Raw genomic sequence first — 14,282 nt, forward strand, 5'->3', positions numbered from 1 at the left:
ACTTACTTACATATGCGAGAGTTTACTTAGTTGCGTAAGGATTTGTTGCTATATCTTCCTCAATCGCATTTATAATGCACTGATTCTCAAGGCAATCGCGACTAACATGCTGGAAGTGCGAGAACATGTCTGCTGGAAGCTGATAAATATTCCCGTAATAACTGTACAGAATTTTTTGCGCATCATTTGGCACGCATACTGAAAAATCTTCAAATTGATCTTGATTTAGTGGGAACATGTTTTTGCAGCTAACCATATATATGGATTCTGCATCAACATTATCAATACCGTAAATAACGCCATAAGTTTCATTAGTTGAAGATTTAGAAATAATATTTTCGTTTTGCGCAATTTCGCGATACTTTGTAAAAATACTTTCGATTTCTCTAGTAAACTTAGCACCATCTTCACGATACCCGCCTTTAAGCCACTCATCATAGAATGGCTGCGAGCGCAAATCATCTTGCAAAGTTTTACGAATCTCAATAAATCTTCGTCTAATCTGCTCATTGTACTCAGGCAAATAATCGTAGAAGAAAATATCTATAAAGCTAGGATTTTCAGGATTTTTGTAGCGCAAACGCAACTGCCTGCAGCATACGTAAGGATCAAAAACAAGAACTGCACGGTAGCGTTTCGACAACTCCTCATCATTTTGAAGAAGATTGAGTAAGGTATCAATATCTTCTCTAATCATTCCAAGATCAACATCATCATCCCATGGAATAAATCCGCGATGACGAACAACACCAAGCAAAGTTCCAAAATCAGCCCAATATTGAAGATTATGCTCGCGCGCAATTTCAGCAAACTCGTTTAAAAGACTAGCGCAACCTCGTTGAATAAGTCGCACGGAACCTGTTGCTTTAGGAAGCGAATAGTAAAAACGCTTACGCGCGTCCAAATCGCTTTCATTGTCACGCCTGTAATTAGACCAACCTAAAAGTGACGAATGCTCACGATTCGTAAGCATATCGACGTGCAGCATACGCTGATTTTCTAGTATATGTACCAGCTGACCGTCGAGAATTTCCTGCATGCGAGTTAAGCGAGTCTGCAAATCGCCAACTTGTGCGCGAAGATCTCTTATTGAACGCTTAGAGGAAGGACAACGGTCAATAAGCCCACGGAATAATCTACGAAATACTGACGCCATAATTCACACCTTTTGTATGTTTCTCCACTTTTACTCTCGATAAGTCATATGGTTATTCATTATATACGCTTTGTTGCTTGCGAGCGACCTATTCTTTACACAGCTGAGTCGTTTTGGTCGGATTTATACTCTCACTGTTCAAAATAAAGATTCAATAGCTATTTTTGAACGCTTGTTATATAATGAACAAAACACCAATCCAAGTGAGGTGCGCATGGCTATTAATCACAACGAATTTAGGCTACTTACTGCCCTACTAAATAACACAAACAACTCCCAGCAAATAAGTCAGCGAGATATTGCCACGCGCGCAGGAATTTCGCTCGGAACCGTCAATTCTTCAATCAAAAGCGCAGAAAATAAGCATCTTATTAAAGCGGCAGAAACATTGCAAATTACACCTAAAGGTCTTGCTGAACTTGAGCCGCACAAAGTTAAAAACGCTATTATTATGGCCGCAGGATTTTCGTCAAGATTCTCACCAGTTTCGTACGAAACTCCAAAAGGCTTGCTTACAGTAAAAGGCGAAGTTCTTATTGAGCGCCAAATCAAGCAACTTCACGAAGCTGGGATTAACGATATAACTGTTGTTGTTGGCTACAAGCAGGAGCAGTTTTTCTACTTAGAAGACGCTTTTAACGTAAAAATCGTGCCAAATAGCGAATACAACACTCGCAATAATAACAGTTCGCTTATGGCTGTAGCGAACCAGTTATCTAACACTTATATTTGCTCATCCGACAATTATTTTGACGAAAATCCCTTTGAAAAATACGTTTGGAAAGCTTATTATTCCGCACAATTCCAGCAAGGATACACTAAAGAATGGTGCATGACTTGCGGAGCACATAATCGCATTACAAAAGTTACGATTGGCGGAAGTGACGCTTGGTACATGATTGGTCACGTGTATTTCGACACCGAATTTTCTAAGCGATTTGTGCAAATTCTTCGCAAAGAATACGATTTGCCGCAAACTGCAGGAAAACTTTGGGAAGATATTTTTATTGAACATATTGACGAGCTAGATATGCAAATGCGCAAATACGATCCGCCAATTATTCACGAATTTGATTCTATTGACGAGTTGCGCGAATTTGATCCGCTTTTCCTAGAAAATATTGATAGCGCAATTTTTGATCATATTACTAAAACGCTTAATTGCAAGAAATCCGATATTTATAACGTGTATCCACTAAAAAATGGTCTTACTAATTTATCTTGCCATTTTTCAGTTGGAAAAAGCGAGTACGTTTATAGACATCCTGGCGTTGGCACAGACGTACTTATTAATAGAAAGGCGGAAGTTGAAGCATTAAATCTTGCTAAGCAGATTGGTTTAGACGGCACTTTTATTGCAGCAGACGAAACTGTTGGCTGGAAGATTTCGCACTTTTTGCCCGATTGCAAAACAGCTAATATGCACAATTTGAAAGAGCTTAAAGAGGGATTGGCTTTAGTGCGCTTATTACACGAAAGCAACAGAAAGATGCTTAGAACTTTCGATTTTTACTTAGAATCTCAACGTTACATAAGCGAATTAAATAATAGAAAAGTTACGATTCCGCAAAAAATTATTGATCTGGGATTGAGCGCAAAAAAGCTTCACGAATTAGTAGTATCTAAGGATCCACAAAACTACTGTCCTTGCCATAACGATATTTTGGGAGCAAATATTTTAATCGACAAACAAAATCGATACCATCTTATTGATTGGGAATATGCCGGAATGTCTGATTATGCGCAAGATTTTGGCACGTTATGCGTTTCGGACGAATTTAACGATACTGAAATAAACGAAGCTATGCCTATTTATTTAGCACACACTCCGTCAACTCAAGAAAAGCGTCATTTGCTGGCTTTTGTGGGATTCGCAGGATGGTGTTGGCATTTGTGGTCGCTTGTTAAAGAAGCGGAAGGCGAGAACATAGGAACTTGCATGTATACCTACTACCGGTACGCAAAACGCTATATTAATGAAGCTCTTAAAATGTACGAAAATTAAAACACGAAATTAGGTACTTATGAAATACGCGTTTTTAAGCGGATTCCTTTGGGGAATTGACACTGCCTTACTTGCAATTTTAACCACATTTCTTAGCTATAACAGCAGCACTAATTCAGTAATATTCGTTGGTATTCTTGGAGCTCTACTCCACGACGCTGTATGCGCAATTTTTATGTGGATTTACATAAGTACTCGAAAAAAATGGCATAAAACGCTTGAAATACTAAATAAACCACGGATTCTGGCACTTATTATCGTAGGATCTTTACTTGGCGGACCGCTCGGCATGAGCGGATACGTTTTAGCAGCAAGCAATATAGGAGCTGGATACGCTGCTGCAATTTCCGCCTTCTACCCTGCAGTTGGAACCGTACTTTCTGCGCTAATACTTCGCGAACGCTTAAGTGCGGCAAAATATTCAGCTTTTGCGTTAGCTCTTATTGCGGTTTCTGCTTTAGGATACTTTTCTTGCGCTCAAGATGCTCAATCTTACGTAAATTCAAACACAATACTTGGTTTAGCCGGAGCAATTTTAAGCGTAGTCGGTTGGGGAAGCGAAGCAGTTGTGTGCGCTTGGGCTACGCGCCAAAAAAGCATAGACGACGAAATAATACTTCATATTCGCCAAACTACATCCGCATTTGCTTACGTTATTATTGCGATTATTGCGATTGTTTCTAGTATATTTGTCTCTTCTACAGTCACTTCTACAGGCACTTCTGCAGTCACTTCTACAGGATTAGAATCCTATATTTCACTAAACACAAGCTCGCTTCAATCTTTCAAAATAGCAGGAATGGCGATTATTGTCGGCCTTCTTGGAGTGAGCTCGTACCTTTGCTATTACCGCGGTATTGCGAAAGTTGGAGCATCGCGCGCAATGGCTGCAAACGTTACTTACGCAGCTTGGAGCATGATAGTAACAGCAATAATCTCATGCACAATGCCGTCAGTTTTGGCTTGGATTTGCTGCATTACTATTATGTGCAGCACGGTTTTCGTAGCACGTCAGTAACATATCAAAGCCGCGAGCTGCAAACGGAATCATAAGCAAATACGCAGGAAGAATATACTGCGACTGCGCTTCCCAAACAATGTACAAAACTGCCATTCCTAGCACTATAACAAGCGGAGTTAAAAGCGGAGTCAAGTATTCGTAAGAAAATTCGCAAGAAATCTTAGACAAAGAAGAAGGCGACTTTCTTTTACGCAACAATACGCACAAAAATACTGTTGTAAACGCAACAAGCATAAATTGAAGAGCATCTAGGAAAGTAAAAACAACCATATTTAACTTTCCAGAATAAAGCGAGCGCAAAGCAGGATTCATTTTGCGATCAATTAAAACCTGCCTGTACGGACCGTTCCACTTCCAACTGCTTGCAAGCAAAGATTCGTAAGTTGGTTCAAGCCACTCTCCCGCAAACTTTTTAGTAAAGAAAGTCGCTATTTGCTTAGGATTTTTTAAGAAGAAATTAATATTTTTGCGTAAAAATTCAGTAGATTCCTTCTTTATAGTCTCTTTATTATAGGTTGCAACGTCAAAGCTAGTTGGGTATCCGTTATACCAGCCAGGATTATTTGGACCGCCTTTTCTAGCAGGATCCGTTGCCATCGCAAGCCAAACTGTAGAAGGCAAACCATCTTTTGCACTGTGACCAAAAGAATTAGCTGCATCTGCAACCGTAACATTACTTAAAGCAAAGAACGCGATTGCGAGCAACACACAAACAGCATGCTCCCACTTTTTAGAACGCAAAGCAGACACAATCCACACAACAATCATGCCAAGTAAGCAATAAACCATAGTAGACTTAAGTAATATTGCAAAGAATATGCAAATCAACGATTGCATTGCATCACGCCAACTGCCGCCACGAATATTTTTTGCGTGAAAAATAAGCGCTCCAAACACAAACGGCAAGCAAAGCGTATTGCCGTAAGCAAAAGTCGCGTAAAAAATCATAGGCAAAAATGCTGCATAAAAAAGCAAAGAAAGAATCGTCACATTTTTATTGCGGAATAATAAATTCACGTAGTACGCAATAAGAACGCCAGTAATAGCAGCACATAGTACATTCAAAACTTCAAACGCCGTGTATGCGTTAGGCCCAAAAACGATTACCAAAAATCGCATAAGAGAAAGAAGTGGGAATTGGAATGGGAAGCGAGTCAAGTAGCCGCCCGGGCACACAATCCAAGATAATTCCGAAGTGTCAACTCCACAAACCACAGGAGTTCTATTAGGATCTGCATAATATTGCGCTGCGCTAAACAGGTATACTGGATCCCACTCCGGCCACGCGTGAGTAACATGTACCCAAATTAAACCTGCCACAAAAACATAAGCAAAAACAGCGGCCGCAACGTAGCGTATACGCAACTTATTAATAAGCTCACGTTTTCGTAAAAACGCAATAATAAAGAATATTGCTGCGCTTATAGCAATTACGAATGGAGCCTGGAACCATAAAAATTCAAGAGTGTAGTCGCCTGGTAAAAGATGAGCTGAAATAACTAGATTAAGCAAGGATAGCGCGCTGAAAAATACTGCAGCGCACCAAAGTGCGGCAGTACTAAAAAAGCGCCCAAGCATTACGCTTATATTCTGCAAACACTTAACCATACTTTCAAACCCCTTTAAAAGATTACTTTTACAAAGTGCCTTTACAAAGATTATTTATAAAAATCGTATTTACAAAAATCGTATTTACAAAATTATATTTATATTATATTTACAAAGATTGCTCAATATAGTAGCGCGGACGATGCTTCGATTCCAAATAAATCTTGCCAATATAACTTCCAAGAATACCCATAGAAATCATAAGAAATCCGCCAATAAACCATATTGAGCACATAAGCGAAGACCAACCAACAGCAGTGTGATTAGTAAACAGCGACGCAATTACGTAAATAAACATTGCAAAACCAATAACAATAGAAAGCAAGCCCATATACGTAACTAATTTCAGCGGCTTAACAGAAAACGATGTAATTCCCTCTAAAGCAAAGGAAATCATCTTTTTCAAAGGATACTTAGAAACGCCAGCCGTTCTTACTCCACGCTCGTAATAAACTTTTGCGGTTTTAAAACCGAGCATTGGCACAATTCCGCGCAAGAATAAGTTGACTTCGCTGTACTCAGAAAGGGCATCCAACGCAATCGAACTCATTAAACGATAATCTGCATGGTTTGGCACAACTTCTGCACCCATTGAGGCAAAAATCTTATAAAAAGCCAAAGCCGTATTTCGCTTAAACCAAGTGTCTTTTTTGCGCGAAGAGCGAACGCCGTAAACAATTTCGCAACCATCTTGCGCAAACTTTTTAAGCATTTCATCAACAGCGTTTACATCATCTTGCAAATCGGAATCCATAGAAATTGCTGCATCACAACCTTGCTCGCGCGCATACATAAGACCCGCATACAGCGCATTTTGGTGGCCGCGATTATGCGCAAGCTTTACACCGCCAAAAAGTGAAGGATTTTTGCGATTAAATGAGGCGATTAAATTCCAAGTAGAATCTTTTGAACCATCGTCAACAAAAATTACGCGACTGTACGAATGAATAAGTTTCTGATTCATAAGATTAGTCATCTTATTTTGAAGAACCGCAGCCGTTTTAGAAAGACCTTCTTCCTCGTTAAAGCAAGGTACAACAATGTACAAAATTGGCACACTTTCATGCGCGCTGTTTAACGAAGTATTCATAATCTAACAATCTCCAGAAACTGTATTTACAAGTAGACAGTATAGTCTAGTACAAGAATCTAAAGTCACATAGAAAAATGAAAAACGACATTTCTGTTGATTTTGCGCCAATTTTATGGTGCTGTTGCTATGGTAGTAGCAGATAAACACGTAAAAAACATGTCTGGAGGACTCGTGGGACAGATTATCGTGCGTGTATTAGCTGGATTAGCTTCAATTGCTACCGCATTTACTATGAACGTTGTAGCACCTAAGCAGACCTCATTGCCTACTGGCGCTTTGAAAAATAATGTTGCAAATACTATAGTGCAACCTCATGCTTCCGGCGTTGTGCGTCAAACATCGCTTTCTGAAAATGAATATGGCGCTCATTGGGAAGATTCCGATGGTTCACCTGCTTTTATTGACGGAAACGGTGATGAATTCGTTAAAAACGCCAAAGGTGTTATTGACGTTTCTGAGCATCAGCATTTAATTGATTGGGATGCTGTAAAAGATTCCGGCATAGACGGCGCGATTATTCGCATTAGCTACGGTTGGGGTAATGGCTACGACAAGCAGGCTTTGCGCAATATTAGCGAGTGCAAGCGTCTTGGTATTCCATTTGGCATTTACATGTATTCTTACGCAGAAAAGCCGGAAGATGGTGCAGCTGAAGGTGCAGATATTGTCAGTCTTTTGAAGGGCGCTGGAGTTGATCCTGAAGATTTGACTTACCCTGTTTACTACGACTTGGAAAGGTGGAGCTGGAGCGGTCATAAACCACCAACATCCCCATACGTTTACCAGGATATTGTTGCTTCATGGTGGAATCAGCTGGTTTCTGCAGGCTACCATAAGCTCGGCGTTTACTCTTATACGAATTATTTGAGAGGACCATTAAATTCTCAGTATATTCACGAGCGCACAAGCTGGGTTGCTAGCTACGGTTCTCGCGTAGGCTTCCCTATTTCTACAGCTTTGCGCGGATGGCAGTATACGTCAAGCGGCAGCGTGAACGGCATTGAGGGTCGCGTTGATTTGAACGCATTTGGAATGGCTGATGGCGGCGAAATCAATGGCGTTTCTGAGTTTGGTAACACGATTACAAACACCAGCGCGAATTCTTCGCAAGATGTTGGAGACGGCTGGAAAGTAAGCAAGAAAGCGAATCGCCGCGATCTTTGGACCAACGGAGATAAAAGCTTTATTCTGCAGTACGAATTGCGCGACTCCTACTACGGTCACGGCGGATACGCTCGCCTTGGCGCTCCTATTGCAGACGAAGAAAACTTGGGCGGCGGCTGGTGGCGTCAACGCTGCAAGAACGGCGACGTTATTACACAGGGCCGAGATAAGAAGTACGTAATTCAGTACGAATTGCGCGACTCCTACTACAAGCACGGAGGATTCACTCGTCTTGGCGCTCCTATTGCAGACGAAGAAAACTTGGGCGGCGGCTGGTGGCGTCAGCACTGCAAGAACGGCGACGTGTTTACGCAAGGCCGAGATAAGAAGTACGTAATCCAGTACGAATTGCGCGACTCCTACTACAAGCACGGAAGCTATTCGCGACTTGGATCGCCTATTTCCGATGAGGAGAACATGGGCGGCGGCTGGTGGCGTCAGCGCTGCAAGAACGGCGATGTTTGGACGCAAGGTAAAGACACTAAGTATGTGATTCAGTTTGAGTTACGCGACTCTTATAACGGACATCGCGGTGCTGCTTGGCTTGGCTCTCCTGTTGCAGAAGAGGAAAATATGGGCGGCGGCTGGTGGCGTCAGCGCTGCAAGAACGGCGACGTTTGGACGCAAGGTAAATATAAGAAGTTTGTTCTTATGTTCAATCTTCGTAAAGATTACTACGCTCGCGGCGGCTTTGAAAAGCTCGGTGCTCCTGTTGAAGACGAGCATTACGACGGCAATGGTATTTGGCGTCAAACTTGCCAAAAGGCTATATTGCAAGCTAAGTAATTAAGTTTACTAATCTAATAAAGTGGCCGGTGTGCTAAACAGCATGCCGGCCATTTTTATATAGTTTGTTTTGCATATTAATTGCTTCGTCATTCATTCATGTAGATACTTGTGCGCTCCAAATGCGGGGTAAGTTCCTCACGTTTGGAGCGATTCACGAAGCTAAACTCTCCAAATGCGGGGTAAGTTCCTCGCGTTTGGAGCGATTCACGAAGCTAAACCCTCCAAATGCGGGGTAAGTTCCTCGCGTTTGGAGCGACGCGCAATACGTAAATCAGCGACCAATCGTAAATAAATCACTCCACTTAAGGAATAAATCAGGGTTTACGTTTTGTATATCAGCAGACGGCTCAGTATGATTACTGAATACTAATAAACCAACTATTACAATAGTTGCCGCTGCACAAAGCACAGCTGGAATATACAAATGCAAAGACGATTGCTCAGCAATTGCGCAATCTTCTTCACAAGTAACATCAAGATCTTTGCTATAAGGCTTAACTCTGTGAAGCATACTCATTATTGCAATCAAAATAAATATAATAATCGAATCGCAATAGTAACGGTACAAATTGCCGCCTAAACAGTAGTTAAGATACAGCAGCAAGAAGGATGCTACTAATCCAACAACTGTCATAATATACTCAATTTTTTGCATAAACTTACGTCTTAACGTGAACAGCCACCAGAAAAGCGGAATCATCATAAGACCGAAAATCATATGCGTGTAGAAAGAATTACCGTAGCCTTGATTATTTGCCCAAGGTATAGAGATATATGGGAAATTCTCCGAAATATTAAAAGGTTTCAAGAAATAATTAAGGAAAATATCGCGAATTTTAGTAGGATCAAAAGATTTGCTATTAAATCGCAAATCAAAATTCGTAAGTTGCTCTTCATTTCCAAAATTAAAGAAAGACTTAAAACGCAAGTAATTATAAGTTAATATTCCAGTTACGCCTACAATCGCAGGAACAAGGAAGCTTGAAGCTGCAGCAACGCGATTTAAAATACTTCGCTTTGCATCAAATAGTATCGCAATAAACAACGGCGCTATAAAAGCAACAACCGGAATACACGCGTTTGGCCTAGATCCGCATTGTAAAGCAAGACTTATGCCAGCGAGCGCAAAAAGCGCGTACCCCACGCGCGAATGAGTTGTGTAAAGTCGCACAGCTTTAAGAGAAGCGTATACGAATAAGATTCCAAACAGTATTGCGCTAAGAAGCGGCATATAGTAAAGGGATGCTGAAGATTGCAAGTAGAAGATTAAGCATCCGAATGGGAAAGCTGCTGCAGCAAGCAAAAACAGGCAGTAATTGGCGCGTATTGCAAAGAATTCAACAACTTCTCTAAGAAGCGCGAACATAGATGGAATAATCGCAACCGCAAATACTGTAACAACTAATATTGCTGAAGGAACTGCGTGCGGGAAGAGAAGATTAAAAGGCAAGTAAGTGAGCAGGAACGGCACGATGCCAAAGTAGCAGTAGTAGTGATTATTGTGTAGCACAACATCCCAAGGTATGGATGCTCCTTTAGAGCCCAAGTCCATGCGCTCGCCCCAGCTAAACGGGTTTGCGGATTCTACTAATTCTTTAGGCGGCTGCTGCAACAAAGCCAAGGAGTTTGATTTCCAAGCTTTAAGCTGTTCGGTGTACGGATTGCCGTTGACGCGATCGTATAAATCGGAAGGGAATGGCACGCGAATTCCGTGACCGCGGTACACAATAAAGCACAAATAAAGCGAGAATCCCATAAGAATTGCGCATACTGCCCAAAAAACTATATTTTGCGCAAGATTGTGGCGGTCGTAATTAAGCAAGTACCACTTTTTCTTATATACCAAGAACATAAGCGAGCTTACAACGAAAAGTATTGCCCACATTCCAAAGTTTACGTGCAGCGCAAAAGGCGGATTTACTGTTACAGCTTTGAGCGTAAAAGGAGCTCCGGTTTGATTAAAATGAAGCTTAGCTTTGTACGCAGTTCCATGACTTTCAAAACGAAGAACTCTAGTATTGTGCTTTCCGGTAGACATTTGGAAAGAATCCGCTAAAGTGTAGGCGTTTGGCGCAATGCCAAAGTCTTCTATTTCTAACGTGCCGGTGACGAAAGTTGAAGGCTTTTCTTGCTGCAACTCGATTTTCAAAGCTTTAGTATTTTCGTTAATTCCGCTTAATATTACGTCTGCTCCCGAATTTGGGATAGAAATGGAATCGCCGATAATTTGCGCTTGTTCTCTGTTATTTTTTTCACCGGTTTGCTCGTTGTAACTGCTGGAATCCGGTATGATTGCTTTACTTAAGACAAGAGGTTTTTGCGCGTAATTACGTGAGTTGTACGCAAGATACAGGTTACTGAAGAATGCGATTGCAATAAGACCAGTTATTACAAATATTGTTACGAACGGTAATATTTTTCGTATTGCGTTATTTTTTTCTAAAAATTTTTCTAAAAATTTTTGCAATTCCGTATTCCTAATCAACTATAAATTCTTTATGCCCTTTGATATGCAAGTATATTGCAAACTCATGATGGATGAAGGGAAATATTAGAAACGCAATAAAAAATACAGAACGAAACAATATATAGGAAAAGATATAGAGCAAAAACGAATTTCAAAAAGTGGAGCGGACGACGGGAATCGAACCCGCGTAATCAGTTTGGAAGACTGAGACTCTACCATTGAGCTACGTCCGCAAAATAGCAACTTGTTTAAGTATACAGAAGCTTACGACATAGAGCAAGTTTGCATTCGCGCGGCGATATGATTAAGTAAAAAGGGATACGTATCCAGAAAGGGTACATATCAGTTTGTGAGCGCAGATTAGTAAGGAGAGCGCATGATTGCAGGATTAGGTCACGATGTGGTGAATGTTGCGCAATTTGCTGAGCAGATGCGCGAAGGCAATGGTTGGCGCGCGCTGTTTTCTGTGCGCGAACTTCGGCAGTGCAGTTTGCGTTCCGATACGAAGCACGACGACGAAGCTTTGCATATTGCGGCGCGCTGGGCTGGAAAGGAAGCCGTTATTAAAGCGTGGTGCGAGGCGCTAATGAACTGCAATACCGGCTACCCCACCGAATACCCCTATACTCTCGATAACATGCCATGGGCTGGCGTTGAGATTCTTGACGATTCGTATGGCTGCCCGCGCGTGGAGCTTGCGCAAGAAGTGCAGAATAAGCTTTACGAATCAGTTTCGAAAAAACTTTCTACAGAACTTTCGGATTCGACTAATCTTACGAATCTTATAAAAACGTCGAAGATCACGGAAAAGCCGCAGCTTACGAATCTTCCAAATTCACATAGAGATATTCGTAACACAATTCGTTGGCATATCTCGCTAACTCATGACGGATCAGTGCAGAACAATACAGCAGTCGCCTCCGCTGTTGCTATGCTCGAAATCCTGTAGGCACAAATGCCGAGGAAATAACACGGCAAATGTGGTCAAATAACGCCAGAGCGAAAACAAACGCCAGTGAAAATACACGGCAAATGTGGTCAAAAACAGCCAGAGCGAAAACAAACGCCGGGAATATTCATGTCGTTTGTTGTCGCATTAAAAAATCACGCAAGTAGTTGTAGTATAGAAAGCAGATTTCTCTGTAAATGAGATTGCTGCGCATATGAGAGAAGGTTGCGATGTTTTGCATAAATTGCGGAAATAAGATTGACGCTGACGATAAGTTCTGCAATTTTTGTGGAGCACCTGTTGAAAATGAAATGCAACCGCAGCAACCGCAACCGCAGCAACCACAACAGCAACCACAACCACAACTGCAAGTCCAACCAACTCAGCCAACTCAACTAACTCAATCGAAACAACCAAGCCCAAATAAAGCGAATCTTCTTAACAATCGCAAACGTCTTGCAATTATGATTACTAGCATCGTGCTAACACTAGTGCTTGCGATTACCGGAACAGTTTGGTATTTCACAAGAAATACTCATGTAGCTTTTACAGTCTTTAACTCAAAATCGGAAGTAATTCCTAAACCAAAAGCTGGAGACGATACGGATGGAGTCGTAAAATCCTTGGAAAATAAGGGTTTCCGTACGAAAGTTATAGACGAATTTGGCGGCGAAAAGAAGGGCAACTTCCTTCGATACGAAAACGTTAAGCCGGGTTCTAAAGTGTCAACTAAAACAGTTGTGAAAATTTTAAGATCTAAAGGCCCGGGCGTTCCTGCGAAAGGCGTTGTTGGCGCAAGTTTAGACAATGCCAAGAAAATTGTGAAGTCAATGGGCGTTCCAGTAAAACTGCATCACGTTCCTTCTACCGATGCTGCCGACGGTAAGATTGTTGCGTCTAGCCCTATGCCTGGAAACGCTGTTGGCAAAGACGGCGTAATAAATATTGCCGTTGGTGAAAAGTGCGATGGCGTTCCGGTTGACGTGTTTGGCTTAGATAAAGACAAAGCCAAAGACATGTTGTCTTCTAAGCCTTTCGCCGTGGATCTTCGCCCGAAGTTCTCGTCTGCAAAGTATTTCGGCAAAATCGTTGGCGCTTATCCAGCTTTGGGCACTAAAGGCAGTCCTAAAGCCGTAACGCTTTACTATGGTGTTGACGCATCCAAAACAAAAGATATGGTGACTAAGCCAATGGATTACGGCGATCAAACGGCTCATCTTGTGCAACGTGCTGGTTCTTTCGTTGGCAAATGGTGCACGAAGAGTGGCGATTGCATCAATCTTATTCCGTGTCTTTATGAGAGTGAGAAAAAGTGGGAAAAAGACGAAAAAAGTATTACAGAACTTATACCGGCAGATATTGCAGATAAAAACGGCAAAATACCTGATAAAAATAGCGAAGGCTATATAAATTATAAGGGCGTTCTCTATTTGAGTTCATTAGGCCAAGATCCTACGGATTACGCTGTATTTGATAAGAATCTTCCAAATAGTTCAATGATGAGAAATCATCTTATTTCTGGTGATACTGGTGCTGTTGAACTGTATGCTGGAGGTTTTATCGCGCAATGCGGCAATCAAGATGCTCCTATTTATGGCGGTGGATTTACATGTCTGAATGGAAAATACGTCCAATTTCCAGATAATGATCCAGAAGAATATGAAAGAATTCATGACGATCCAGGCTACGGCATTGGTTACTACTACACAATGCAGGATTTTATGGTTGTTGTGCCTGTTGGTGCGAAGTTCGACAAGCTTGTAAATAGTGGATATTTCGTTGGAAAAGTTGAAAATAAGCCGGATTTGACACGACCATTTATTTTGCGCAGGAATCCTAAGCTTTACAAAGAAACACGCAAGGATTTGCCTGCCGGCGGAGGCGATTGGATTAATCCCTTTGTACCTACAAAGCGTAGTCGCGCAGTGCCGTTCGCGCCTGCCCCGGATGATTCGAACGCATACTATCTTGTGGAAGAACCTTTCGACTGGTCTTCGATTCCTGGCGAATCACTGTAAAACGCGCTAAAT

General features: G+C 41.6%; 9 protein-coding genes and 1 tRNA gene. 5 read left to right on the forward strand and 5 right to left on the reverse strand.

Annotation, left to right across the window (positions count from 1 at the left end; genetic code table 11):
• Nucleotides 1-22: 22 nt before the first annotated feature.
• Nucleotides 23-1,156: a LicD family protein gene (locus HXT33_RS05255; protein ID WP_116794254.1), complete on the reverse strand. Its 1,134-nt coding sequence runs from the start codon at nt 1,154-1,156 to the stop codon at nt 23-25.
• Nucleotides 1,157-1,370: 214 nt separating this feature from the next.
• Between HXT33_RS05255 and HXT33_RS05260 the strand changes: the two genes are divergently transcribed.
• Both HXT33_RS05260 and HXT33_RS05265 read left to right on the forward strand, forming a co-directional pair.
• Nucleotides 1,371-3,161 carry an NTP transferase domain-containing protein gene (locus HXT33_RS05260; protein ID WP_421786855.1) on the forward strand — a complete coding sequence of 597 codons (1,791 nt, stop codon included), beginning with the start codon at nt 1,371-1,373 and terminating at the stop codon, nt 3,159-3,161.
• Nucleotides 3,162-3,180: 19 nt separating this feature from the next.
• The gene (locus tag HXT33_RS05265) at nt 3,181-4,179 is read left to right on the forward strand and encodes an EamA family transporter (RefSeq protein WP_421786857.1); all 999 of its coding nucleotides are present in this window, start codon (nt 3,181-3,183) and stop codon (nt 4,177-4,179) included.
• On the opposite strand, the gene HXT33_RS05270 is transcribed toward HXT33_RS05265, so the two are convergent.
• Both HXT33_RS05270 and HXT33_RS05275 read right to left on the reverse strand, forming a co-directional pair.
• A complete protein-coding gene (locus tag HXT33_RS05270; RefSeq protein WP_421786859.1) occupies nt 4,114-5,790 on the reverse strand; it encodes a glycosyltransferase family 39 protein in 1,677 nt (558 codons plus the stop codon). The two genes, HXT33_RS05265 and HXT33_RS05270, sit on opposite strands and share 66 nt — an antisense overlap.
• 109 nt (nt 5,791-5,899) lie before the next feature.
• On the reverse strand, nt 5,900-6,880 hold the full coding sequence (locus tag HXT33_RS05275; RefSeq protein WP_004136718.1) for a glycosyltransferase family 2 protein: 981 nt from the start codon (nt 6,878-6,880) through the stop codon (nt 5,900-5,902).
• Between the two features lie 129 nt (nt 6,881-7,009).
• Between HXT33_RS05275 and HXT33_RS05280 the strand changes: the two genes are divergently transcribed.
• Nucleotides 7,010-8,833 (forward strand): GH25 family lysozyme, encoded by a 1,824-nt coding sequence (locus HXT33_RS05280; protein ID WP_421786862.1) that lies wholly within the window; start codon nt 7,010-7,012, stop codon nt 8,831-8,833.
• Between the two features lie 274 nt (nt 8,834-9,107).
• Here HXT33_RS05280 and HXT33_RS05285 read toward each other — a convergent pair whose 3' ends face one another.
• Together HXT33_RS05285 and HXT33_RS05290 are read right to left on the reverse strand one after the other, a co-directional pair.
• A complete protein-coding gene (locus tag HXT33_RS05285; protein WP_421787610.1) occupies nt 9,108-11,303 on the reverse strand; it encodes a hypothetical protein in 2,196 nt (731 codons plus the stop codon).
• Nucleotides 11,304-11,462: 159 nt separating this feature from the next.
• Nucleotides 11,463-11,536, reverse strand: a tRNA-Gly gene (locus tag HXT33_RS05290).
• A 143-nt stretch (nt 11,537-11,679) separates the two neighbouring features.
• Between HXT33_RS05290 and HXT33_RS05295 the strand changes: the two genes are divergently transcribed.
• Entirely contained in the window at nt 11,680-12,252 is a 573-nt protein-coding gene (locus tag HXT33_RS05295) for a holo-ACP synthase (protein ID WP_421786864.1), read from the forward strand.
• A 230-nt stretch (nt 12,253-12,482) separates the two neighbouring features.
• Entirely contained in the window at nt 12,483-14,270 is a 1,788-nt protein-coding gene (locus HXT33_RS05300; RefSeq protein WP_421786866.1) for a PASTA domain-containing protein, read from the forward strand.
• Nucleotides 14,271-14,282: the final 12 nt, after the last annotated feature.

The organism is Gardnerella sp. DNF00753, assembly GCF_049244275.1.
Lineage (GTDB): Bacteria > Actinomycetota > Actinomycetes > Actinomycetales > Bifidobacteriaceae > Bifidobacterium > Bifidobacterium greenwoodii.

Bases quoted from the DNA above. Each gene is read 5' to 3' on its own strand.
- HXT33_RS05280 (WP_421786862.1), top strand. From the start codon at position 7,010: ATGGTAGTAGCAGATAAACACGTAAAAAACATGTCTGGAGGACTCGTG.
- HXT33_RS05300 (WP_421786866.1), top strand. From the start codon at position 12,483: ATGTTTTGCATAAATTGCGGAAATAAGATTGACGCTGACGATAAGTTC.
- HXT33_RS05255 (WP_116794254.1), bottom strand. From the start codon at position 1,156: ATGGCGTCAGTATTTCGTAGATTATTCCGTGGGCTTATTGACCGTTGT.
- HXT33_RS05295 (WP_421786864.1), top strand. From the start codon at position 11,680: ATGATTGCAGGATTAGGTCACGATGTGGTGAATGTTGCGCAATTTGCT.
- HXT33_RS05275 (WP_004136718.1), bottom strand. From the start codon at position 6,880: ATGAATACTTCGTTAAACAGCGCGCATGAAAGTGTGCCAATTTTGTAC.
- HXT33_RS05270 (WP_421786859.1), bottom strand. From the start codon at position 5,790: ATGGTTAAGTGTTTGCAGAATATAAGCGTAATGCTTGGGCGCTTTTTT.
- HXT33_RS05265 (WP_421786857.1), top strand. From the start codon at position 3,181: ATGAAATACGCGTTTTTAAGCGGATTCCTTTGGGGAATTGACACTGCC.
- HXT33_RS05260 (WP_421786855.1), top strand. From the start codon at position 1,371: ATGGCTATTAATCACAACGAATTTAGGCTACTTACTGCCCTACTAAAT.